This window comes from Enterococcus avium, from assembly GCF_002891025.1.
Taxonomy (GTDB): domain Bacteria; phylum Bacillota; class Bacilli; order Lactobacillales; family Enterococcaceae; genus Enterococcus_A; species Enterococcus_A avium.
Window position 1 is genome coordinate 2,438,629 of record NZ_NBSL01000002.1, and the last position, 25,072, is coordinate 2,463,700.

20 protein-coding genes and 1 riboswitch are annotated in these 25,072 nt (G+C 38.7%); of the genes, 8 read left to right on the forward strand and 12 right to left on the reverse strand.

The genetic code is table 11. The annotated features are described in order from the left end of the window. Positions 1-40: 40 nt before the first annotated feature. Both AUF14_RS12260 and AUF14_RS12265 read right to left on the reverse strand, forming a co-directional pair. Positions 41-727 (reverse strand): YjjG family noncanonical pyrimidine nucleotidase, encoded by a 687-nt coding sequence (locus AUF14_RS12260; protein ID WP_048717829.1) that lies wholly within the window; start codon positions 725-727, stop codon positions 41-43. 11 nt (positions 728-738) lie between these two features. Beyond that, the gene (locus AUF14_RS12265) at positions 739-1,455 is read right to left on the reverse strand and encodes a 16S rRNA pseudouridine(516) synthase (RefSeq protein ID WP_048717828.1); all 717 of its coding nucleotides are present in this window, start codon (positions 1,453-1,455) and stop codon (positions 739-741) included. A 482-nt stretch (positions 1,456-1,937) separates the two neighbouring features. On the opposite strand from AUF14_RS12265, the gene AUF14_RS12270 reads away from it, so the two are divergent. The 3 genes from AUF14_RS12270 to AUF14_RS12280 all read left to right on the forward strand — a co-directional run bounded on the left by AUF14_RS12270 (position 1,938) and on the right by AUF14_RS12280 (position 4,600). Then, complete coding sequence (locus AUF14_RS12270; protein WP_048717826.1) at positions 1,938-2,555, forward strand: 50S ribosomal protein L25/general stress protein Ctc; 618 nt, start codon at positions 1,938-1,940, stop codon at positions 2,553-2,555. 210 nt (positions 2,556-2,765) lie between these two features. Beyond that, complete coding sequence (locus AUF14_RS12275) at positions 2,766-3,089, forward strand: DUF960 domain-containing protein (RefSeq protein ID WP_016179461.1); 324 nt, start codon at positions 2,766-2,768, stop codon at positions 3,087-3,089. Positions 3,090-3,211: 122 nt separating this feature from the next. After that, positions 3,212-4,600, forward strand: coding sequence for an MATE family efflux transporter (locus tag AUF14_RS12280; RefSeq protein WP_016179460.1), 1,389 nt, complete (start codon positions 3,212-3,214; stop codon positions 4,598-4,600). Between the two features lie 3 nt (positions 4,601-4,603). On the opposite strand, the gene AUF14_RS12285 is transcribed toward AUF14_RS12280, so the two are convergent. From AUF14_RS12285 to rpsO, 4 genes are all read right to left on the reverse strand, one after another. Further along, positions 4,604-5,137: a hypothetical protein gene (locus AUF14_RS12285; protein WP_048717824.1), complete on the reverse strand. Its 534-nt coding sequence runs from the start codon at positions 5,135-5,137 to the stop codon at positions 4,604-4,606. Between the two features lie 176 nt (positions 5,138-5,313). Next, positions 5,314-7,317: a KUP/HAK/KT family potassium transporter gene (locus tag AUF14_RS12290; protein WP_048717822.1), complete on the reverse strand. Its 2,004-nt coding sequence runs from the start codon at positions 7,315-7,317 to the stop codon at positions 5,314-5,316. A gap of 385 nt (positions 7,318-7,702) precedes the next feature. Then, positions 7,703-9,826 carry a polyribonucleotide nucleotidyltransferase gene (pnp, locus tag AUF14_RS12295; RefSeq protein ID WP_016179457.1) on the reverse strand — a complete coding sequence of 708 codons (2,124 nt, stop codon included), beginning with the start codon at positions 9,824-9,826 and terminating at the stop codon, positions 7,703-7,705. Between the two features lie 394 nt (positions 9,827-10,220). Beyond that, positions 10,221-10,490, reverse strand: a complete 270-nt coding sequence (rpsO, locus tag AUF14_RS12300) for a 30S ribosomal protein S15 (protein ID WP_010742732.1) — start codon at positions 10,488-10,490, stop codon at positions 10,221-10,223. A 268-nt stretch (positions 10,491-10,758) separates the two neighbouring features. Here rpsO and def point away from each other — a divergent pair, with 268 nt between their 5' ends. After that, the gene (def, locus tag AUF14_RS12305) at positions 10,759-11,322 is read left to right on the forward strand and encodes a peptide deformylase (protein ID WP_016179456.1); all 564 of its coding nucleotides are present in this window, start codon (positions 10,759-10,761) and stop codon (positions 11,320-11,322) included. Between the two features lie 169 nt (positions 11,323-11,491). Here the strand turns inward: def and AUF14_RS12310 are convergent, their stop codons facing one another. From AUF14_RS12310 to AUF14_RS12320, 3 genes are read right to left on the reverse strand one after another with little or no spacing between them, the layout of a single operon-like run. Beyond that, positions 11,492-12,019 carry a transcription repressor NadR gene (locus tag AUF14_RS12310; RefSeq protein WP_016179455.1) on the reverse strand — a complete coding sequence of 176 codons (528 nt, stop codon included), beginning with the start codon at positions 12,017-12,019 and terminating at the stop codon, positions 11,492-11,494. 1 nt (position 12,020) lies between these two features. Further along, positions 12,021-12,854, reverse strand: coding sequence for a chorismate mutase (locus AUF14_RS12315; RefSeq protein WP_082158472.1), 834 nt, complete (start codon positions 12,852-12,854; stop codon positions 12,021-12,023). A gap of 54 nt (positions 12,855-12,908) precedes the next feature. After that, positions 12,909-13,607 carry an NAD-dependent protein deacylase gene (locus tag AUF14_RS12320; protein WP_048717820.1) on the reverse strand — a complete coding sequence of 233 codons (699 nt, stop codon included), beginning with the start codon at positions 13,605-13,607 and terminating at the stop codon, positions 12,909-12,911. 356 nt (positions 13,608-13,963) lie between these two features. Then, positions 13,964-14,137: riboswitch (Lysine riboswitch) on the forward strand. Positions 14,138-14,261: 124 nt separating this feature from the next. Between AUF14_RS12320 and AUF14_RS12330 the strand changes: the two genes are divergently transcribed. Together AUF14_RS12330 and AUF14_RS12335 are read left to right on the forward strand one after the other, a co-directional pair. Further along, the gene (locus tag AUF14_RS12330; RefSeq protein WP_048717818.1) at positions 14,262-15,860 is read left to right on the forward strand and encodes an ABC transporter permease subunit; all 1,599 of its coding nucleotides are present in this window, start codon (positions 14,262-14,264) and stop codon (positions 15,858-15,860) included. Positions 15,861-15,887: 27 nt separating this feature from the next. Then, positions 15,888-16,631, forward strand: a complete 744-nt coding sequence (locus AUF14_RS12335) for an amino acid ABC transporter ATP-binding protein (protein ID WP_016179451.1) — start codon at positions 15,888-15,890, stop codon at positions 16,629-16,631. A 17-nt stretch (positions 16,632-16,648) separates the two neighbouring features. Here the strand turns inward: AUF14_RS12335 and AUF14_RS12340 are convergent, their stop codons facing one another. Beyond that, positions 16,649-17,254, reverse strand: coding sequence for a TMEM175 family protein (locus AUF14_RS12340; protein ID WP_048717867.1), 606 nt, complete (start codon positions 17,252-17,254; stop codon positions 16,649-16,651). A gap of 170 nt (positions 17,255-17,424) precedes the next feature. Between AUF14_RS12340 and AUF14_RS12345 the strand changes: the two genes are divergently transcribed. Continuing rightward, positions 17,425-18,927 carry a helix-turn-helix domain-containing protein gene (locus AUF14_RS12345; protein WP_016179449.1) on the forward strand — a complete coding sequence of 501 codons (1,503 nt, stop codon included), beginning with the start codon at positions 17,425-17,427 and terminating at the stop codon, positions 18,925-18,927. A 1,335-nt stretch (positions 18,928-20,262) separates the two neighbouring features. On the opposite strand, the gene AUF14_RS12350 is transcribed toward AUF14_RS12345, so the two are convergent. Both AUF14_RS12350 and AUF14_RS12355 read right to left on the reverse strand, forming a co-directional pair. Continuing rightward, positions 20,263-20,982: an ABC transporter ATP-binding protein gene (locus tag AUF14_RS12350; RefSeq protein WP_016179448.1), complete on the reverse strand. Its 720-nt coding sequence runs from the start codon at positions 20,980-20,982 to the stop codon at positions 20,263-20,265. Positions 20,983-20,986: 4 nt separating this feature from the next. Then, entirely contained in the window at positions 20,987-23,413 is a 2,427-nt protein-coding gene (locus AUF14_RS12355; RefSeq protein WP_049219227.1) for a hypothetical protein, read from the reverse strand. A 292-nt stretch (positions 23,414-23,705) separates the two neighbouring features. Here AUF14_RS12355 and AUF14_RS12360 point away from each other — a divergent pair, with 292 nt between their 5' ends. Then, entirely contained in the window at positions 23,706-25,046 is a 1,341-nt protein-coding gene (locus AUF14_RS12360) for an ISL3 family transposase (protein WP_102866054.1), read from the forward strand. Positions 25,047-25,072 lie beyond the last annotated feature (26 nt).

Consider the following 25,072-nt stretch of genomic DNA (forward strand, 5'->3'; position numbering starts at 1 on the left):
TCCTATTATAGCGAAACAACGTCAAATTGCTATATAAAACTTAAAAATCATCTAAAATCTGATAGAGGTCCGTCAATTTTTTTATCTGAAACGTTGGTCTAATTTCTTTCGTTTCATTTTCATGGGGATTCATCCAAATCGTGTCGATCCCAGCAACCTGCCCACCTTTAATATCTGAAGTTAAAGAATCACCGATAATCACGGTTTTTTCTTTGTCGAATCGAGGAATTTCCGCAAAAACGATGTCGAAAAATTCTTTCATTGGTTTATGAACACCCATTTCTTCAGAGATAAAGAATTTTTCGAAATAAGGTGCAAGTCCTGATTTTTCTAGACGCTGATGCTGAGTTACAGACACACCATTTGTTACTACATAAAGATCTTTTTTCTGACTCAGACTTTCTACAACTTCTAGGCTGTTTGAAATCAACTGATGTCCTTGATTCAAATAGTAGCGATAACGCGCCTCTGTTTTTGGCCCATCAACTTCTCGTTCATATTGTTCAAAAAATAGGCGGAAACGATTGTCTAGTAATTCTTGGCGTGATAGCAGTCCTGCTTCATGATCGCGCCAAAAGCCTTGGTTCATTTTTTTGTAATTGTTCTTCACAGATAAAGAAGGCTCCACTCCCATATCTTGAAACAATTGACTTAATGCTTGTTCTTCTGCTGCTTTAAAATCCAGCAACGTATCGTCGATATCAAATAAAATTGTCTCGTATCCCATCTTCAAACCTTCTATCTAAAATATGATTTTAATTGTTTAAGCTCTGCCAATGTTAACGAACGGTAATTACCTACTGCTAAATTTGCTGGCAAAACTATTGGTCCCATCGCAATACGAGTCAAGCTCGTAACTTTTTTCCCACAAGCCAAAAACATTTTTTTGACTTGATGAAATTTTCCTTCTTTGATCGTAAGTAAAACTTCCGACTGGTCTGGATCAGATTGTAAAATCGCTAAACGCGCTGGCTGACAACGAATTCCTCCGCGAAAAACAATCCCTTTTTCAAAAGCTAACACGTCCTCAAATGTCACTGTATCGTTGATTGTGGCACGATATGTCTTTGCAACTTTAGCATACGGCTGTAAGAGATCGTAACCTAGTTGACCATTGTCAGTCAATAACAACAACCCGGTCGTATCACGATCCAAGCGACCTACTGGATATAAATCTGCTGGACGCTCTCCTTCTTTCACCAGTTCTATAGCTGTTTGAAATTTATTATCCCTTTTCGCTGTTACAACGCCGGCTGGTTTATTTAATAAGTAATACACGTGATCCGTTTGCAACTTCTGCCCATCTACTTGAATCTCATGGAGTTGACTATCGACGTTGCGCCACTGGTTCAGCTCAACTTCACCATCGATTAAAACCTTTTTCATTAGAAATAAACGTTTCATTTCTTTTCGTGTTGTTTTTAAGTTCTGCTCAATCACTTTGTCTAATCGCATGGTAAAACTCCTTCAATATTGTTGGACTCATTATACCGAATTTCAAAAAGAGACAAAACCCTCACACTCTTTCTTGATGTTTTTATTCACTTTCAAAAACAAAAGTATTGCTATCAAGAAAACAACTCTCAAAAACTAATGACACATTTGAACATTTAGCTCCGTTAACATAGTATTTACCAACTACGAAAAATTCCTTACTTAAATCGTCAACAGACATTATACTTGCATTTTGATTAGATAAGTCCTAGAATTTAATTATACGAGTCAGAGATTCGTATGATTAAGTGAATCAAAGGTTTCTCATACACAGCGTTATGACCTGGTAGAGAAAGTTGAACGTAGACTTTTTTTGGACAGTTGTGTAGACGACTGTCTTTTTGCGTTTTTTCGCAAAGCCATTGTGCTGAGAATAACCCGTCACTTAAATAAAATCTGTCTGAACAACCACAGACAGTCACATTTTAAGGAGGAATTTGGTTATGGCAGTATCATTGAAAGTAGAAGAAAGAGCAACTCGTCCCCGTTCCATTCGCAACAAATTACGTCACGAAGGAAAAGTTCCTGCAGTCGTTAATGGGTACAAGATAGAAAGTACACCTATCTCAATTGATGAACGTGAATTTTCAAAATTGTTACGTGAAAATGGTGCGAATACTGTTTTCGCCATTGAAATTGGCGGTAAAAAGGTGAACACACTATTACGCGACTCACAAGTTGATACCTTTACTCGTCGTTTAACGCATATTGAATTATTATCTGTAAACTTGTCAGAAGAAACTGAAGCTGAAACAGAAATCAACTTAGTTGGTGAATCTGTTGGCGTGAAAGCTGGCGGTGTATTAACTCAAACGCTTTACACAGCCACTGTTTCTGCAACACCAGAAAAATTACCAGAAGGCATTGATGTAGACATCTCTGGATTAGAAATCGGCCAATCAATTTCTGTAGGTGATCTACCTAAGAATGATGATTACACAATCGTAACTGATGCAGAAGAACAAATCGTTGCTGTTCAAGAAGCGCAAGAACTACCTGAAGAAGATGAAGCTGCTGAAGGCGCTGAACCAGAAGTTATTGGTGAGTCAACAGAAGAATAAAAATTTAATGCGATGGCCCGCTTTTCTAGCCGGTCATCTTTTTTTAAACTACAAAAGTCTGGTTCCTTCCTTTAAAAATTTAGAATTTTTTACTTTTTCTTATAGACTAAGCGTAATAAGTGGTTTTTTCTAAAAAAAAGAATTACAATAAGTCACTACAAAGCTTACTCGTACTTTAAGTAAGTGATTCCAACTAAAGGAGGAAAATCTATGTTTGAAACATTTGATTCTAAAAAAAGTCGTTATGCCTCTGTCGGTGTGGTATCCAGCTTGCCAGGCGAGCTGATTGATAGTATCTGGTATATCATTGACCTAGACTTAAAGGGCTTGATCCCATTAGACAATATCTTAAGTTTTGACCTGATCAATAATGATGGTCGTGTTACGATGCACTTCTCCCAAGAAGGAAGTAGCGTCGAAATGGGAATAGATCTCCCATTTGGTTATTCTAATGACTTCCCTCAAGAAGTTTATGCCTACGATGACGGCAGCCGTCAGACGATCCTTTTGCCGCACGAGATCCGGCAACGTTAATTTCAGAGACAACCTTTCTTAAGGGTTGTCTCTTTTTTCTTAACTTTTTATTCAAGACACTTGCTTTCAGAAAATTTTATGGTAATATCAATCAGAAAATTTTATTAGAAAGCAGGAAAAAGATGAAAGAATTAACTCGAGGAAATCCGGCAAAGCTGATCATTTTATTCGCCTTGCCTTTGTTTATAGGAAATGTTTTTCAGCAATTTTACAGTATGGTTGATATGATCGTAGTAGGTCAAACGTTAGGCAAAGATGCTTTAGCCGCAGTTGGAGCAACTAGCAGTGTCAGTTTTTTAATTATTGGTTTTGCACAAGGTTTAACTTCTGGTCTCTCTATTATTACGGCTCAGCGTTTCGGTGCTAAAGATGCTCAGGGCGTGCGAAAAAGCTTTGCTACTTCGATTTTGATTAGTCTTGGTGTAACAGTTGTTTTGACTACGTTAAGCCTGCTGTTCTTACGTCCCTTATTATTGCTCATGCAGACACCGCCAGAATTGCTAGATCAAGCGCAAGATTTTATCTCTATTCTTTTAGGCGGGATCTTCGCATCAATGGCATTTAATCTTTTGTCAAATATGGTACGTGCCTTAGGAGATAGTCGTACACCGCTATTCTTCTTGGCCTTTGCGGTAGTAATCAACGTTGTCTTAGATCTAATCTTCATTATTTATTTCCATATGGGAGTTGCTGGTGCGGGTTATGCGACGGTCATCGCTCAAGTTGCAGCAAGTTTGATGTGTGTGTGGTTTATCCGAAGAAAAATCCCTATATTACAAATCAATCGTAAACATTTTTCTCTTAACAAAGAGGACTTTCGCATACACTTGAACTCAGCTTTGCCTATAGGATTCCAATCATCAATTATTGCAATTGGTGCTGTCATTTTGCAATCTGCATTGAATACGTTAGGAACAGACGTCGTTGCTGCGCAAACTACTGCAAGTCGAATTGATCAGCTTGCAATCTTACCAATGATGTCATTCGGAATTACTATGGCAACTTTTACTGCTCAAAACTATGGGGCAAAAGAATATGGACGAATTTTACTTGGTGTTAAGCAATGTTTGGTAATGAGCGGTATATTTAGTATTTTCGTTGGTGTTTTAGTGATCACCTGCGGACATTATTTCGTCGCTCTTTTCGTTAATCCTAGCGAAGTACACGTATTTCAACTGACACAAACCTATTTTATTATTAATGGTTCCTTGTATTGGGTCTTAGCAATATTGTTCATCCTCCGCTATACTCTGCAAGGATTAGGGCAAGCAAAAATCCCGACTATTGCCGGGATCATGGAACTTGTTATGCGTTCCTTCGCTGCCATTATTCTGACACACTCTTTTGGTTTTGCTGGAGCAGCCTTTGCGTCACCATTGGCTTGGATGGGATCAACTGCTGTGTTGTTGACTTCCTACTTTAAAGCAATGCGCCACTTGAGAAAGTTAGACCAAGAACAGGCACAAGAACGAGCAATGCAACTAGAACTAGAAATGGAAGGTGAGGCCTAGGCCTCACCTTTTTACTAACTGTTGATACACATCCAGCATATCCTGTGAAAATCCTGAGGTGAAACCTCTTGCAACATCAATAATTTGGTTACATTTGGCAAAATAGTGGTGGAAAAAAAGTTCCGAACCATCTTCTAAAATCCGCGCTACCGCTGAAGCGTAGTTCGTAATCAGCAATTCTTTCATCTCTCTATCTGATTCTCCAAAGATGCCGAGGAAATCTAGTCCGCATTCGACAAAAAACAATTCAATCTCGATCAATGCTCGCTGATTTTGGCAACTCTTACGAAATTGACGCAACAACTCTTTAGCTTGCGTCAAAGAACGATCAATTTTACCGTGTGGAAAAAAAGCCCGTTCTAGTTTTTTCTTAGTGGTTTCAGCGAATCGCATTCCATAATCATCATCCAAAAGAGTTGAATCCACGATTTGTTGAGCAACTTCTGAATGTTTGTATATCTGACAGATTAATTCACTTAATTGTTTTTCATCGGCTTCTTGCAGCCTTTCTCGTAACCCCGAAATTGTCATTTCCATCTCTCAGCCTCCTTTATTCATTCTATTTTAATCTTAACTTAACTTATTTCAAATAAAAAGAAAAGAGTTTTTGACTTGTATTTCAGCCAAAAACTCTTTATTTGAATAAACTTTTTGAACAAATCTTCTAAATAGATGATTCGAATGAGCAAATTATACATTAGACTAGGGACTCACTATTCTTTTCGTTCTTTCAGCCATGTTTTTTTCGTTTCGCCGACAATTAACGGCACTGTTTCATAAGTAACCTCACTATACTCAATACCGAACCAGCGTTCAGGCGTAACTGTATGACGTTTGATTGCTAAACGCGCTTGCATAACTTGACGATCCCATTTGTCGATTCTAGTCGTATTGGATAATTCTTCCTGAATCATGACAAAACGAAAATCCCCTACCTGACGTCCAGGAGTTAACGAGTAATGCTGCGGTTGTTTAGGCAAACGGCCTTGTTTCATCAAATCATGAATAATTTGACGCAAATAGACGTTTACATCCTGAGCGATTCGAAAACCTAGATACAATTTAACCTTTACAATAAAATCAGTTCCCATCATATCAATACTATATTCTTCTGTATATGGTTCATCTGTTACTTCTACATTTACAAACCAGTATACTTTTGCCCGTTTTAATCGTTTATCCAAAATCGAATAAATAAATTGCTGCGGGATTGCATCGCCTTCTAAACGTGGGACTAAAAAAACGACGTTGGTTTGATAATAGGGAATTCTGTCATCGTCATGAAGCTCTTGTAATTGCGGCAGATAGTCTTTGAAATAAACATCTTGGCTCGCATCTTCTTGAACTTGATTACTGCGATGCCAAATATACATCACACTTAATATCAGCAATGCCATTGCCACCGCCACAAAACCTCCATGGAAGAACTTGGTGACACTGGATATAAAGAAGAAGCCTTCCAATATACCAAAAAAGAGTAGCATTAAACCAGCTAAAATGCGCGAGGTTCCACTTTGTAATAGATAATGATACAACAAGAAAGTCGTCATTAACATCGTTACCGTAATTGATAGACCATAAGCCGCTTCCATATGACTTGATGTGCGGAAAGTCAAAACAATCAATGAACATGCAGCCCACAAGATCATATTGATCGCCGGAATATACATCTGACCAATACTTTTTCCTGGATAAATAATTCGCATTCTAGGCAACAGTTTCAGCTTGATCGCCTCAGACACTAGTGTGAATGACCCAGAAATCAAAGCCTGAGAGGCAATGATAGCAGCAATCGTCGCAAAGATGACACCAAAGATCATCCACCCGTCAGGTAAAATTTGGAAAAATGGATTTAAATTTTCGATCCCTTCAATCGAGGCATTGCCCTTTGAGTGCAAAATCCAAGCTGCTTGTCCTGCATAATTTAACATTAAGCAAAGCAAAACGTACGGCCAGCTAAAATGGATATTTTTCTTTCCGACGTGTCCCATGTCAGAATATAAGGCTTCGGCACCTGTCGTTGCTAGGAAGATACTTCCTAAAATAAAGATTCCCATCTTATTGTCAGGATTGAATAATAGGTGGATCGCATAATAAGGATTCAACGCTTTGATCACGCTAAAATCATATGGGATATTTAAAATACCCATCAGCCCTAAAAAGGTGAACCATAAAAACATGATCGGTCCAAAAGCTTTCCCAACAAAATCCGTACCAAAACGTTGAATTAAAAATAGAAAAAGTAAAATAACTAACGTGATGATTACTATGATATTTTGATTGTTCCCAAACTCCTGATAAAAATCAGGAATCCCCCGCAGTCCTTCAATTGCTGTCGTTACCGTTACCGCAGGTGTTAATACGCCATCAGCCAACAGCGCGGCACCACCAATCATAGCTGGAACAATTAAATATTTTCCACCTTTACGTACTAATGTATATAAAGAGAAGATTCCTCCTTCACCATGGTTATCCGCTCTCAAGGCAATCAACACGTATTTGACCGTAGTTAACAGCATGACGGTCCAAAAAACTAATGAGACTGCACCTAGTACAAAATCTTTAGTTACGGTGCTCAGTCCACCATTTTCCTCTAAAATAGCTTTCATCACATATAACGGACTCGTCCCAATATCGCCGTACACGACTCCCATCGCAATCAGCAATCCCGCCGCTGAAAGCTTTTTGATATGATCATGATCTTTCTTTTTTTCCATTCCGCACACTCCTGTTAAGCAACTCATTGAATCGGTATTGATTCTCTATTAAAAAAGTTTCAGGTTTCTTCACCAAAATAGACAAGTTCTTCTTATACTTAGACAATAGTTTCTTATCCTCGTACTAAACCTCAACTGAAAACTATTAAATATTTTTTAGCTGATATCACTTAATTACACTGCAAAAAGCACGACTGACAAAAAAAAGACCTAAACAACAGTTTTCACTATTGTTTAGGTCTGGCAAATTATCTCTTAGACCAGCGCTGCGCACTAGTTGTTGATCTAAAAGCATAGAGCTTACTCTATGTCGCTACTCCCCTAAAACTTATCAGTATTATCCAGTTTACAGCGAGAATTGTCAAAGAATAACCTCAATGACATATTATTTTTCTGCTTTTTTGCTTTCTTCTTCCTTCAATAAGGCTTTACGAGAAGCATTTACACGACCTTGACGATCGATTTCTGTCACTTTTACTAATACTTCATCGCCTAATTTTACGACATCTTCCACTTTATTCACGCGCTCATTTGCAAGTTGTGAAATGTGAACCAATGCATCTTTGCCTTTAATCAAGTTTACAAAGGCTCCAAATTTCTCGATACGAACAACTTTTCCTAAGTACACTTCGCCGACTTTGACTTCCTTAGTTAACTCTTCAATGATCTTAATCGCTTTTTTGATCATATCTGCATCAGAAGAAGCAATGCTAACGTTACCCTCTTGATCAATATCAATTTTTACACCAGTTTCTTCGATGATACCATTGATTGTGTCTCCGCCTTTACCGATGACTGTTTTGATCTTATCTGGATCGATTTGGATCATTTCGATCTTCGGTGCGTATGGGCTTAATTCTTTACGTGGCTCAGCAATCGTTTCAGTTAGGACTTCTAAGATTTCCATCCGCGCTTGTTTTGCTTGCGTTAATGCTTCAGAAAGAATTTGTTCAGTAATTCCTTGGATTTTGATATCCATTTGCAAAGCTGTGATTCCATCTTTTGTACCAGCAACTTTAAAGTCCATATCGCCAAGATGGTCTTCCAATCCTTGGATATCTGTCAAGATCGTATAGTTTTCACCATCGGAAACCAAGCCCATTGCGATACCAGCAACTGGTGCTTTGATTGGCACACCAGCATCCATTAACGCCAATGTACCAGCACAGATACTTGCTTGAGAAGAAGAACCGTTTGATTCCAATACTTCCGCTACTAAACGGATGGTGTAAGGGAAATCTTCTTCGCTTGGAATAATTTGGGCTAATGCACGTTCACCCAATGCTCCATGGCCAATTTCACGACGACCTGGTGAACCAGCACGTCCAGTAGAACCAACAGAGAATTGCGGGAAGTTGTAATGATGGATGAATCGTTTACTTTCAACTGTTCCTAAACCATCAATGATTTGATGTTCACCTAAGGGTGCCAAAGTACAAGCAGATAATGCTTGCGTTTGTCCCCGTGTAAATAAGCCTGAACCATGAACACGTGGTAAAATACCTGTTTCAGCAGCCAACGGACGAATTTCATCTAATTTACGTCCGTCTGGGCGAATTTTATCGATTGTAATCAATTCACGAACCACATCTTTTTCAAGATCTTCCGCGATTTGTTTTACTTCTTTTGTTAATTGCGCTTCATCTTCATGATCCGCAAATTTTTCAGCGTAAACTTCTTTGACCGTTTCTTTGACTTTTTCGATTTCGTCTTCACGTGCCAATTTATCCATTGTCATTACAGCTGTTTTCATTGTTTGATAGTAGCCGTCAAAAATTTCTTTTTTCAGTTCAGGATCAACTTGTAATAAAGAAACTTCCATTTTCTCTTTGCCGACTGCAGCTACGATCTCAGCTTGGAAAGCCACCATTTCTTTGATTGCATCAAATCCGAATAGTAATGCGCCAAGCATGTCTTCTTCAGAAACTTCTTTGGCGCCAGATTCTACCATGTTAATGGCTTGTTTGGTCCCAGCAACTGTTAAATCGATATCTGATTCAGCATGTTGTTCGACAGTCGGATTCAATACATATTCACCATTCACGCGACCCACATCGACACCAGCGATTGGTCCGTCAAACGGAATATCTGAAATGGCTAGAGCCAACGAAGAACCAAACATCGCTGCCATTGCTGGAGAGCAATCCTGTTCTACACTCATCACAAAGTTCGTTACTTGGACTTCATTACGGAATCCATCTGCAAACATCGGACGAATCGGACGGTCAATTAAACGGGCAGTCAAGGTTGCGTCTGTACTTGGACGACCTTCACGTTTGATGAAGCCGCCAGGAATTTTACCCACTGCATACATTTTTTCTTCATAGTTAATGGTTAATGGGAAAAAGTCGGTATCTTTTGCTTCTTTTGAGGCAACAGCTGCACTCAATACGACTGTGTCGCCATAGCGAACTAAAACTGCGCCATTGGCTTGTTTAGCAAGTTGACCGATTTCAACTTGCAGAGGGCGTCCGCCCCAAGTGGTTTTGAAAACTTGTTTTTCTGACATAACTTCTCCTTTTCCCTTTGACCAGTGCGACGCTACTAAACAAATGGAAACAGCGAAAAACTTCGCTTCTTGCATTTGGTTAGTAGAGTGACAACACGCCAATCAAAGGTTTTTTATTTTTTCTGAGTCAAGCTCAGGATTGTCTCTGCTAAATTTACTATAATCAAACCTTGCGAACTGGGGAAAGTTTAATTAGCAGCTAGCTCATTACTACTGTATGAATTTTTCTAACGTAAAAATTCAGTTGGTTTTCGTACGCATAACATTAGGCTAAACTACCTGTTCAATACAGTGCATAAAACTATTGAAAGAACTCACACTTTCGCTACTGCGAAAAGCCTAACTGTCAAAAAAAGTGAGATTCCTAGGAACCTCACTTTAATAGTAGTACGAATTAACGACGTAGTCCTAGACGTTGGATTAATTCACGGTAACGTTGAACTTCGTTCTTACGTAGGTAAGCCAACAAGTTACGACGATGACCAACTTTTTTCATTAGACCGCGATATGAATGGTGGTCTTTTTTGTGGACACGTGCATGCTCATTTAGTTGATTGATTTCTTCCGTTAATACAGCGATTTGTACTTCTGGAGAACCAGTATCTCCTTCATGGCGAGCAAAGTCATTGATGATTTCGTTTTTACGTTCTTTTGATAATGCCATGTTTTTTCACCTCTTCCTTTTTTTCTTCCTACGACTGAGTAGAGCGTTGGTGAATCGCCCAACCAAGTGATAGGTGGTGCGCTATGCACACTCTAACACTTTACTCGATTTGTATTAAAAAATCAAGCTGTATACCAATTTAACGCTTATTTCTAGAATCATTACAATTTTTTTAAAGAACCGTATTCATGAAAACAGTTTTTTTACCTTACTTACTTTTTGTGTTAAACTAACGTGATGAAATCATGTCTTGAGAGGAGATTTTTTAATGATCACAATGGATGATATTATTCGGGAAGGCCATCCGACTTTACGGGCAGTTGCCAATGAAGTCCCGATTCCTCCAACTGCTGAAGATGTGGAGCTTGGAAAGGAAATGCTGCAATTTCTAAAAAATAGCCAAGATCCTGTAAAGGCAGAAGAATTGAATCTACGCGGAGGTGTGGGTTTAGCAGCTCCCCAATTAGATATCTCAAAACGGATTATCGCAGTTCATGTTCCTAGCGTTGATCCTGAAAAACCGGAAAACGGCATTAGTACGGTGATGTATAATCCAAAAATCTTGAGCCACTCAGTTCAAGAAGCTTGCTTGGGAGAAGGCGAAGGCTGCTTATCAGTCGATCGTGAAGTGCCTGGATATGTCGTTCGTGCCGCGCGTATCACTGTTTCTTATTTTGACGAAAAAGGCGAGAAACATAAAATTCGTCTAAAAAACTATAATGCGATCGTGGTCCAACACGAGATTGATCATATCAATGGCATCATGTTCTATGACCATATCAATGAAAAAAATCCGTTGCACTTAAAAGATGGCGTCTTAGTTATCGAGTAACCGCTAATTCGTTTTTAAGGTGTACATTTTCCGATGAAATTTGAATACTTTTCTCACTACGCATATCATCGAACTAAACCACTTGTTTCTTTTAAGGGACTTAAACCGTTAAATTAGTCTCACCTAAGAGATTGCTGTAAAAAAGTTCGACTGTCAAAAACCGTCACGTTTACACGTGACGGTTTTCTTCATATAAAATACCCTTTTCTGAAAGTGCTTGTTTAATTTCGGTTAAATTCTCTATTGCTTCATATGCGATGGTATGTAGATGAATCCCTGCGGTCAACTCAGACAAAAGAGTCACTTCGAGTCTTTTTGCTTCTGCAACAAAGGCCTCCACATCTTGTTGAGTAGTCAAATGCAAGCCTCCAACCAGCTCTCCATACAACGGATGCTCAACTACTACATCAATAACTTCACCACCGTGTGCAACGATTGTGTGTAATTCTTCTGCCGTCTGTTCAGGAGAATGCTGAACGGCAATTTTACTGATTAATTTCGCTGATTCGCGTTCTAACAAATACCCTCGAGCAGTAGCGATGATATTCTCCCCTGCGGCTCGTAATAAGGCCACATCGCCGACTACGATCTGACGGCTCACACCAAATTCTTTTGCAAAGCTTGTAGCGCTGATCGGTTTTTCAGCTTGTTGCAGCGCCTTTAAAATCTCGGCTTTACGTCTATCGCCGTCGATCATATTATCTCAACCGCCCTTCTTGATAGTTTCTTGACTGTTTCATAATGTCTTTGAAGGTTTCAACAATTGTCTCACGATAATTCTCATCTTTCACTAAATCCGAAACCTTTTGTAAAACCGCCTCTTCACGACTAGTATCTAAAACAGCTTTCTTTGTTTCAGCTTTATACGCAGTGACTTCGCTGACAGCTGACATCCGTTTTTCTAAAAGCGTCACGATTTCTTGATCAATCCGATCAATTTTTTTTCGTGCATTAGTCAGTACATCGTCTTTGTTTTCCTCTTCGATCGTTTTGATGATTCGCGCCGGATTTCCACCAACCACTACATTATCTGGGAAAGATTTAGTTACAACAGCGCCCGCGGCTATAACTACATTATCCCCTACTGTTACTCCTGGAGTCACTATGGCTGAGCCACCAATCCAAACATTATTGCCGATGGTGATCGGCTTGCCAAACTCCTGACCGCTATTACGTTTTCCAGGTTCTAACGGATGACTTGCCGTATACAATTGAACATTTGGTCCAAACATACAATTATCACCGATTGTAATCGGACAAATGTCTAAAAAGACGTTGTGGAAATTACAATAAAAATTCTCACCTACAAAAATATTGTAGCCATAATCAAAAGAAATCGTTGGTTCTACATAGACATGGTTCTTTGTCCCGCCAAACGCCTGTTTTACGAATTCTTCACGCTTTTCTCTATCTGATTCTTGATTAATCGCACGTAATCTTAAACGAGCATCTCTTCGATCGGCCACTAATTCAGGATCGCCTGCAAAATACAATTTACCAGCAATCATTTTTTCCTTCTCCGTTAACTCCACACAGTTCCCTCCCAATTGATCATAAATCGTTGTTATCCCGCAGCGACAAAATCTCTATACTTTTTCAAAAACCGCTGTTCCATCCGTCTGGACAAAATAGTATTCGCCAGCTAATTGAATCGGGGTTTGGTTGATTACAACTACTTTCGCATCTTTGCTTTTTTCATAAATTAAATCACAAAATGGATGAACTTGAAAGCTTGTTCCTGCAATCACTATAAGCTCGGCATTTTTTACAGCTCCGATTGCCTGCTGGATGACTGACTCTTCAAATCCTTCACCGTACAAAACAATTTTCGGACGAATTTGACCATCACAGTCTTTGTGACGATCGCTTTGCAGATAATCCTGCCACGCTACTGACCGCTGACACTTGCGACAATAGCACTCGTAAAGCGAACCATGGAAATTCACCAAGTGTTGACTTCCAGCAGCCGCGTGCAGGCCATCGATATTTTGCGAGACTACCCAGACATCCTTCGTCTTCTCCATTTGTGCCATCTCACGATGAATACTATTTGGTCGTGCTTCTTTATGATACAAATGTTTGACGAATTGATAAAATTTTTCTGGTTCACGAACTAAACACTCATTACTTAATAGGTATTCCGGTGCTTCAAGACCATGATAAACGCCTTGTAACGAACGATAATCCGGCACACCTGAAGGGGTAGACACGCCTGCGCCTGTTAAAAATGTGATTTTTCTGTTTTCTTGAATTATTTTTACTGCTTGATCAACTGTGATCTCCATTTTCGTCACCTCAAGAATCAGTATAGTATAAATTTAGAGGAAAATAAAAAGTCCTTATCTGAATAAACGAATCCTTTGTTAGCGATTTACGATTTTATCCCTTAATCAATATTTTTTTAGAAAACCGCTCTCGATTAGTCGGTTAAATGGAGAAGGGCTGTCAAAATGATAAAAGTTATCTTTTTATTCTTAAAAAGCTTCTTTAACGTATTTCTTTGTCTTTCTGAACAATTCGAATGGAATAATTTAAAAAATTCAACCACCTTTTTTGTTTATTCCAAATGATTTCCATTGACTTTTTCATTCTCAGCCTTTAGACTGTGAAACATAATAACTGAATACGAGATGCCTCAGAACAATGAGGTAGAGGTCGCGAACCTTATTAACCCTATGGAGTGTAGAGACACGTTGAAATAGGACTAGGAAGTTTCGCCGAAATGTACAAAATTCTCTTTATTTTGTATGTTGGGACGCAAGCGAATAACTTGCGGACTGTCTTAGCAGTGATGCTAAGTTGCGCTATGTTTTTGTGAGAGGGAACATCATCTTCTTATTATCTGCAAGCGGCCTTATACACGAATCGGCGGCTTTTTTTGTTGCAGATTTTCAAAGACAGCCCTACCCAATCTCGTAATTTCAAGAAAGGGAGAAATTATGAATAGAAGAAAATTTTCAGTTATCGCACTCATCGCATTATTTATTTCATTTCTAGGAGCCCCATTAGTCACTCGGGCAGATGAAAAAACACCTGAAGGAGAATTGCGGGTCGGTATGGAGGCTGGATACGCTCCTTTCAACTGGACACAAAAGGATGATCGGAATGGCGCCGTGCAGATTCAAGGCGATAAAGCCTACGCTGGCGGCTATGACGTACAAATGGCGAAAAAAATCGCTGATAAAATGAATCGTAAACTAGTCGTGGTAAAAACCGAATGGGATGGTCTGTTACCAGCACTTCAATCTGGGAAGATCGACGCGATTATTGCTGGGATGTCTCCCACAGCCGAACGGCGTAAAGAAGTTGACTTTTCTGATCCATATTATGAATCACAATTAGTTATTGTCACCCGCAAAGATACTAAATATGCCAAAGCAACTTCGATCAAAGATTTTGCTGGTGCAAAGGTCACCGCGCAATTGAGTACGTTTCATTATGATGTTATCCCTCAAATCCCTGATGTCAACAAACAGGAAGCCATGGATAACTTCCCAGCAATGCGGGTCGCTTTGGAGTCAGGCACAATCGATGGGTACGTCAGTGAACGACCTGAAGGCGTGACTGCGGAAAGTGTTAACCCTGATTTAAAAATGGTCGAATTCGACAAAGCCAATGGATTCCAAACTAACCCAGAGGATGTGCAAGTTTCTGTCGGGATGCGAAAAGGAGATCCTGATATGGCCCAAGTTAACCAGATCCTGGCGGACATCTCACAAGACGAGCGTGTCGAAGTTATGGACCAAGCCATTAAAGATCAACCAGCTACCGATGAAACGCAAAGCGCTTCAGGTAAAAAAGAGAATGTATTTGTTCGTATTTTGAAACAGAACGGTTCGATGTTCTTGCGTGGTACGGGTATGACCCTGTTACTTGCAATCGTTGGGACGACTGTTGGTACATTGATTGGTTTACTTGTCGGCGTCTTTAGAACCATTCCAGAATCAGACAACAGCGCAAAACGCGGGCTGCAAAAAGTCTTTGGCTGGTTACTAAATGCCTATATCGAGATTTTCCGTGGAACACCCATGATCGTTCAATCTGCCGTAATTTATTACGGAATTGCGATGGCCTTTGGAATTGATTTAAACCGAACCGCTGCTGCCTTATTTATCGTTTCAATCAATACTGGTGCTTACATGTCTGAAATCGTTCGTGGCGGAATCTTCGCTGTCGATCAAGGTCAATTTGAAGCTGCACACGCCATTGGTATGACCCATGGCCAAACAATGCGTAAGGTTGTCCTACCGCAAGTATTACGAAACATTTTGCCAGCGACTGGAAATGAATTAGTAATCAATATCAAAGATACCTCTGTTTTAAGTATCATTTCTGTTTCCGAATTGTTCTTCCAAGGAAAATCAGCAGCTGGAACAAACTATATGTTCTTCCAGACCTACTTCATCATTTGTGTGATCTATTTTGTATTGACCTTCACAGCGACTCGAATCTTACGAGCAGTTGAGAAAAAAATGGATGGTCCATCAGCTTATGTGCGTTTAGACGATGTTGATGTAGCTGTTGGGGAAGATAAATAATCAGTAAATCATTAAGGAGGAACAGTTATGAGTAGTATCATTGAAATCGAACATTTGAAAAAAAGCTTCGGCGATAACCTCGTCTTAAAAGATATCAGTATGAACGTCAACAAAGGAGAAGTTGTAACCATTATCGGTGCGTCTGGTTCGGGGAAATCCACTTTCCTACGCTGTATCAATTTATTAGAAACTCCTACAGATGGTAAGATCATGTATCAAGGAGAGAATGTTTTAGCTCCAGGATACAATTTACCAAAATATCGGACCCATCTAGGAATGGTGTTCCAGTCGTTCAATCTCTTCAACAATATGAACGTTTTGCAAAACTGTATGAGTGGCCAGGTAACGGTTCTAGGTCGCAAAGAAGCTGAAGCGAAAAAGGTCGCATTAGATAATTTGGAAAAAGTAGGCATGGATCGATTTGTCGATGCAAAACCCGCGCAACTATCTGGTGGTCAAAAACAACGAGTTGCAATTGCCCGCGCTTTATCCATGAACCCAGAAGTTATGCTATTTGATGAACCGACATCTGCCCTTGATCCAGAAATGGTTGGTGATGTGTTACAGATTATGAAAAAATTAGCAGAAAGCGGTTTGACGATGGTAATCGTTACTCATGAAATGGCCTTTGCTAAAGAGGTTTCTGATCGTGTCATCTTCATGGATCAAGGTGTGATCGCTGAACAAGGAGCGCCTGAAGACATTTTCGGCAATCCTAAAGAAGCACGGACTAAAGAATTTTTACACCGTGTATTACATCCACAAGCTTAAAAAAACGGCAGAAGTTCTCAGCTTCTGCCGTGATTTTTTTGCCCCAATACCTTTTGATAGTATTCATCTGCTTTACGATAAGAAACCACCCAAATGCCAGAAACCAAAAAGCGACCAAAGATTCCAATTGGCGGAAAAATAAAAACACCTGCCAAAACAGCTAAGTTAATCAGCATGGATAATTTGCTTCGTTGATCTCGTTTTAAAATAGTCGCCACGTGGCTAGTAGGGCTATTTGCTTTAATCAATTGCTTTGATAATATACCGTATGAAAAGCTCCACATCGTGAAGACCACTACATAAGAAAATTCCGGCCAAAAATGGTTTGGATTACGACCCACCCAACTGGTTACTGCTGGGCATAAAGTCAGCCAAAATAACCAAAAAATATTTGCCCAAATAACACGATAATTTATTTTTTCAGTCATTTGCATCATGCGATGGTGGTTCACCCAGATGACAGCAACAAAAATAAAACTAACAATGTAGGCGAACAGTGTATTGGTTATGCTTAATAAGGAAGCTAGTGATGGTGCATCTGGTATTTGAATATTTAAAACCAGGACGGTCAAAACGATCGCAACGACACCATCGGTAAATGCTTCTAAACGCGACTTTGTCATTTTTTCACCTTCTTTCTTAGAATAGCATGAAAATTGTTTTTCCCTATATAATATTACTCACTTTTTATCGGTTAATAACTGACAGGTTTTGGTAAATAAAGTACAATAAAGAAGAAATATGCTTAAAAAAATTCAGATTAATGACCGAATTTAATAAAGGAGGAAAACAGATGTTATATGAGGAACTTATGTTTGATGCGTCGCTCCTCTTGCGTTTTAATATTTTTAAATACTTAAACCAATCTACCAAAAAGATTTTAGCGATTAGTCAATTGTCAGAAGATTTAGATTTAAATTACCAGCAAAGCGTCATTGAACTGAATGAAGTAGATCAGGAATTAGCAGAAATACGACCGGATCACGAAACAATTATGATGCGTGCCGGCAAACTGAATCTAGAAAACCTCAATGCCACGGTTGATGAATATCGTTATCACTTACTGCAGCAAGCAGTGCCATTCCAGTTCATCCTATACTTCTTAAATGATGCGAATCCAACAATCGAACAATTTTGTGAAAAGTATTTTGTGAGTCGTTCCACAGTTTCTCGGAAAATCGATAAATTGAAAAAACACTTGAAACGATTCAATATTCGCTTTACATATACAGAGGCCGGTATGTCCGGCGATGAACGTTTGATTCGTTTAGCTTTATTTGATCTTTTATGGCTGGGAACTCGTGGAATTGAATGTCCAATAAATGTTGACAAACATCAATTAACTAAAATAATTGATACCTATAAAGACTATTTTCCGTTATCACAAACTTACTTTGGTACTCAAGAAATCAAATTATTTACTAGCATTAATATGGTGCGAGTACAGAAAAAGAAATTCACAAAATATGATCCTCGCTACAATTTTTTGATGAAGGATAATCCATATTATGATTTCACATCATTACGCGATCTAATTGACATGCCAATGACAACACGTCAATTAAAGGGTGAAACCAGTTTTATTTATTTCTTAGCTCATTATTCACCTTTCTATACGATTCGTGACGATCAAAGTATGAAACAAGCACTCCATGATTTTGATTCACGTCCAAATCCAGTAAATGATTTTGTAACGGAATTTCGGAACTTTGCTAAGAAAGTCTTATTCCCGGATCGGCCCGACATCATGGATGATCCATTGGTTGTTTCAAATATGTTGAATATCACCTTTGGTTACTTTATTTTCCGCCAGCCATTCCCAAGCATGATTGAATTAGTCTTAGACCCAAATGCTAAACAAACTCGCGGTGAATATATTTTATTCCAGAACATTCAAAATTTCATGCAAATGACGAAGGAAAATCCATCCTACAGCTTTATCAGTTCGGTTCATCCGATGATTACTCGAGCCTTTAAGCGTTTGTTATTGCCTTACTTTAATCAATTTCCTTACGCACATAATCTAAAAGTTGGTATTGCATTAGAACATAATGCGATTTTCGTTCGTGATTTGTATCGTTTCCTTGAGGATCTGCGCTTCATTGATGCTGAGCCATACGATGTATCACTGAAGGATGATTATGATTTGATTATCAGCTCTTCCTCACTATTAAGAAAGGAAAAACCAAATATTCCGTTATTCCAACTGGATTTTCCTTATACAAAAAACGAGCTTGTTCCATTATATTTAGAATTGCGTAATATTTACGACAAGAAAAACCGTGTTTATGAATAATTGCTATTAAAAACGAGAGAGCCATGACAAAAGTCTTGTCATAGCTCTTTTTTCTGAATAAACGATGTTCTTGATGTTCCAGAAGTAGCTATTTAGAAAAATAAGCCAAAATCTCACATAAACTCGAAAAGCAACGAGTAGGTACCATTCAACATCCCTTCCTACGTCATTGTATTTTTGGAAACTCCTTTTTGAAGCTGACCACTTCAGTCACAACCTCTTTACCTTTTATTTTTCATTTCATAAAATTATTGGGATAAAGAATTATAACAACTCCTTTTAGTTAATATAATTGGATAATTTATAAAATTCTAAAATAATGGTGTGAAACCCTATAAGTTTTTCTGTATTTTATTTTTTATAAATTAATGGTTTCGCTAGTCTTTCATCATATTTTATTCATAAGTAGTTGCTATTATATAAGCATACCAACAAACAACCCTAACACTTTTTCATTTTTTAACTCCTTTGCTCGTCGGCTACCCACCGATGAGCTCTTTTTTTGAAAATAAATTATAATATTTTTGTCGAGTTAATTAATATTCAATTTTTTTATAAAATTTTTAATTTTCAAACAATCATCGTTCACACTTTTTTCACATATCGTTGCTATTATATAAGTATACCAACAAACAACCCTAACACTTTTTCATTTTTTAACTCCTTTGCTCATCGGCCACCCACCGATGAGCTCTTTTTTTGTTTAGATTTGTTCTATGATTCCTTTAGAAGTTTAGCTGCACAATGAAATAAAGCTTCAACATATGAATGAAATAACTATATAAGGGGATTTAATTATTTTTTTTGATCTAACTATTAATGAATAACTCAACTTTATTTCGACCTATTTTTTTAAATCTTCTACCAAGCTTCGTTCATAAATAATTCACATATCGTTGCTATTATATAAGCATACCAACAAACAACCCTAACACTTTTTCATTTTTTTAACTCCTTTGCTCATCGGCCACCCACCGATGAGCCCTTTTTTTGTTTGCTCCTTCAAATGATCAACAAGGCTAACTAAACGATCCACGTATACTACGGAGAAACCTCATTTATTTCACTGTTTACTGCTCAATGTCTGCTGAACTTTATTTCGACCTATTTTTTTTAATCTTCTGCCAAGCTTCATTCATAAATAATTCACATATCGTTGCTATTATATAAACATACCAACAAACAACCCTAACACTTTTTCATTTTTTAACTCCTTTGCTCATCGGCCACCCACCGATGAGCCCTTTTTTTGTCTTTTTGACAGGTTGCCAGTAGTAGTAATAAAAACAAGAGAGCGCCTGATATTCAGGGCACTCTCTTGTTTTTATCTTTCAATTAAACTTCCAACATTTTCTCTGCGATTTGAGCTTCGCTTCCAGCAGTATTGATTAGTCGATCATAGATTTGACCGTCCTTTAAAAAGATGACCTCTCTAGCCGCTTGAGCAACTTTGCTGTCATGAGTGATCATGACAATGGTGATGCCTAATTCTTGATTAATACGCTGAAAAATGTTGATTACTTCGGCTCCCGCATTGCTGTCTAAATTCCCAGTTGGCTCATCCGCTAAAATAATTTGCGGCTGATTTATCAATGCTCGGCAAATCGCAGCTCGTTGTTTTTCTCCTACTGACAACTCGTGAGGAAGTTTTCCCAATAGATGTTCAATTCGCAGCACTTGAAAGAATGGCTGCATTCGTTCTTCCGATTTTGTAACGTCTTGCTTATCCAAAATTGCGGGTAAAAGAATATTTTCCCGCACAGTGATACTTTCCATCAAATTGAAATCCTGAAAAACGAAGCCAATCTTTCTTCTGCGAATGTCAGAAATTTCATCTGGAAAAAGTTCATGAGTTAGTCTTTCCTCAAAAAAGACATCTCCAGTGGTTGGTGGATGCATCAGCCCCAATATTTTCAATAATGTGGTTTTCCCACAACCAGAACGCCCCATGATACAAGTAAAATCGCCAGGGGCGATCAGCAAATCGATTCCCTTTAAGACTTCTTGCTGTCCATAATTTTTAGTAATATTTGCGGCTTTGATAATTGGCGTCATTTGCTTACCTCCACTTTTCAATTCTGCGGTAGATCAAACTTGCGATAGTTCCCCATACGAATAAGTAAATCCCAAAATCCAATAAAAAGATACCTCCGAACTGCAGCCATTCTGACATCGAGAAGAAGCGCAGTCTTCCCATGATTCCGATAAAACCCAGACTGAGCAGAAAACCAACAGCTAATGGCAAGACTGTGAAAAATCCAACCTGACGTTTCAAAACACTTCGCTGTTCTTTCTGTCTCATACCTAATTGATCCAACAGTCGTCTGCGTTCGATCAAACGAGTTTCTTCGCTTTCAAATTTGGCTACTATCAATCCCACACTCATGAAGATGCAGATGACTATAGTAAAGATTAAAAGCAAGACTTGTAGATAATTTTCAGAGACAACATTACTTTTCCGTTGCGTCTTTTCATATACAGGTTCGATCGTATCATCCCAACGCTTGTCGTCTACATATTTTTGATTTAAAAAATTTAATGCATGAGCAATTTTTTTATCTCCGTGAATCAAAAACAACTGATTTGGTTGATCTTTTTTAGATAAAGTCGCAAATTCTTCATCTGCAACAACTAGAATATTTTCCTGTAATCCACGTTGAAACATTCCAGTTAGTATCAAGCGTTCTTGGCTTTTGATTGTACGCATCGGGAAAATCACATCGACATTGGCTGTGTTGTAGCTCTCTAATGGTGTCCCAATTCGTAACCGCGGTCGAACGCTTTGCGGGTCCCAATCGATCGGTTGTCCACGGATACTAATTGCCTGTTGATAAACGACATGCCACTGCCCTTTTTTTAAATGTAAAGGTTGTTTCTCCAAATCATTTGCCTGTCGTAGTTGTTGATAAGTTGTTTCAGACACTCCAATATGCTGTCCTTGAATAAACATCACCGGCCGCACCGTACCAAAAACTTCCCATTCCGGATCACCGTCCACAGACGTTACTGGAAAGAAAGGATAGCTTTTCCACAGGGCCTTTTCCTGATTCAACGATGTTTCAACTTGTTGAAATTCTGTTGATTTGACTTTCGCTACCACATCATATGGAAATAAATTGTCGACAGCAGTTTGTTGAAAAGTGACCACGCGAGGCAGAAAGATCCCCGTTATCAAAACTTGTAAAAGGGACACTAACATGAGAACATTGATACTTTTGTGAAAACGATAGAATAAATCATTGCGAGAAAGCATGAGGGTGATTTTTTCCCGTCTACGTTTTACATAAAAACCGCCAATACCAAGAAAAAGCCCCCACAAAGCAATGATTAGCGTACTAATAACTAACAAGGTTTCAGCAGATTTCCGTCGATGGAACCACCAGAAAGTAATGATTAGTGCCAGCAGGCCAATTAACAGAAATAGTGGTGTCCAACGGTAATTCGGCCGGTCTGGTTTTGTTTGCTCCCGCGGCCTAAATTGAATCAAACGCAAGATTTTTTCCTGATGGAAGGCCATCGCCAAGATAATTAACCCTGTGTATAACAATAAGGCCCAACCGATACTAGTAAATTCTCTAGTAATCAGTAAGCCAAGACTTCCTCCAATCAACACTCCCGCTAAAGCACAAAGACTAAATTCTTCAATCAGCATAATTAGAAACGTTTTTTTGCGGATTCCCAGCTGAATGAATAATTCCATGTGCTTTGCCTTAAAATCAATATATAAGCCGTCCATAAATGATAAGAACAATAATAACAAGATTAGAAGAACACCGCCGGATTCGATTAAAATACGTAGGAGTCCCGTTTTATTGAAAACTGTATCTTGGGTGTGACTGCCGCTAAATTTCTGATAGGCGAAAAAAAGAATTACTAATGCAAAGAAAACTAAGGTATTCGCAAAAATCAGTAAAAAATAGTTTTTACGATAGAAACGGAAATTTTTTCGAATAATCTGATGGAATGCTGGTGGATATTTTCCTGGAAAAGCCAAACGTCGCTTACGATCTTCGTTGCGCTGTTTTTCGATTTTCTGCGACTCAGCATATTTTCGATCTCGCTCGATTTTATCATCCAAATAGCGATTTAAAAGAAATTCTAACGCTCCGATTATAAGAAGCAGAACCAACCAAATGCTGCTTGAATAGAATTGAATGAAAATAAAATAGAAGAACATTGTGAAATAGAGCCAGGCAACTTTAGCAGATTGCAAGAGGACGATTTTTCGATGGCAGGTTATCAATAAGCTGTCAAAGACGTAGACTAGCAGTAATAACAGAAACGCACCCGTGCCAACTAATACACCGATGCCTGAAGAAAACTCCGTTTGCCAAAAATGCAGAAAATTTCCGCTAATCAAGCTGCGAATCCAGACCTCAACCAAGCTAAATCGCTGATTCACACCACCGATTATTTTAAGAAATACAGCGATTATTAGCATTCCATAGCCCGCAGCCATAGAAATCCGATCCATTCTTTTTTGCATGTTGTCCTCCCCAGTTTCCTTCTTCTACTTATTATCATATCAGAAGAAATCAAGTGAGAAAGCGTTTAATCAAATTTCTTTGATCAACAAAATTTTCAAAAATAGTTTAGACACAAAAAGAGGCACCCCAGCTGGAGTACCTCATACAATAGATTTATTTGGCTCTATAATATCTAGTGTTGGTGACGCCTTCTGTTGCCAATACTTTTTCTTTTTTCTAATAAACGCAAACAGACACCTTGAAATCCTTTAGAATAAAGTCGACGAAAACCATTCAAAGGAGTGTTTCAAGATGTCCTATTCAGAGTTTACCAAAGAGTTACTAGATATTCTAGACCTAAATCTTACCTTTCATGAAGATGCCTTTCGCAAAGAGCGCATTAATGACGAAACATGTTTTGTTTTTGATGGCACATTGACCTATCAACCAGAGGAATGCTTCCATTGCCACTATCAAAATAAGCAAACGATCATTAAATGGGGCTGGAAAAAAGTATCCATCTTATTGAATGATGTCAGTAACTACAAGACCATTGTGCGGATTAACAAACAGCGCTTCAAATGTAAACACTGTGGAAAGACTTTTTTAGCAGAAGATTCAGTTAGTGATCGTCGCTGCTCCATTGCCCGCAGAGTCAAACAAGCCATTCTTGAGCTATTAAGTGAGCCTATTTCTATGTCTTTGATTGCACGTATGAAGCACATTTCTCCGACCACTGTCATTCGAATACTTCGCAGCCTTCGGCCTAAAACCGTTTCTTTGAACCAGCCGTTACCAGAAGTGGTGTGTTTCGATGAATTCAAATCGGTGAAAAACGTCTCGGGAGCCATGAGCTTTGTCATGATGGACGGCAAAACCCATCAACTGATTGATATTGTGGAAAATCGGCAACTTGATCCTTTACGCGACTATTTCTTGCGCTACCCTATAAAAGTCCGTGAACAAGTGCGTCTAGTGGTTTCAGATTTCTATACACCCTATCGCACATTGGTGAAAGAGTGTTTTCCGAATGCCCGAATCGTCGCCGATCGCTTTCATATTAGCCAACACATTGGTCGGGCTTTTACCAACCACCGAATTCAAGTAATGAAGACCTTTAAAAAAGGGGATCGTCGGTCGAAGCACTTAAAGAAATACTGGAGACTACTTCAAAAGAATGCGTGGGAATTGAAAGGTCAGCATCGCTACTGGCGTCCGTCATTTCGAGATCATCTGACAGAAGCAGAGATAGTCGATCGGCTATTATCTTATGATGATTCCTTAAAGCGAGGCTATGAAGTCTACCAGGATTTTCTTTCCGTTATCAGAAGACAAGATGTTCCTGAATTCGTCGCGCTCCTAAAAGAAGACTACAAGGAGTTGCCAGAGCACTACCAACCAGTGTTCACGACCTTCAAGAAATACCAAACAGAAATCAAACGAGCGTTGCGCGTTCCCTATTCCAACGGCCCTATAGAATGTTTGAATAACCATATCAAAGTACTAAAACGAATTGCCTATGGCTTTAGAAACTTTCAAAACTACCGAGAACGAATCTTTTTATATCGAGGAAAATATTTTAAGAAAACTAAGAATACTACCCAACTGACTAAAGCCAGAACAACAACACGGCTAGACAAGATAGCTGTCTAGCCGTGTGAGTATCTCGATTATTCTAT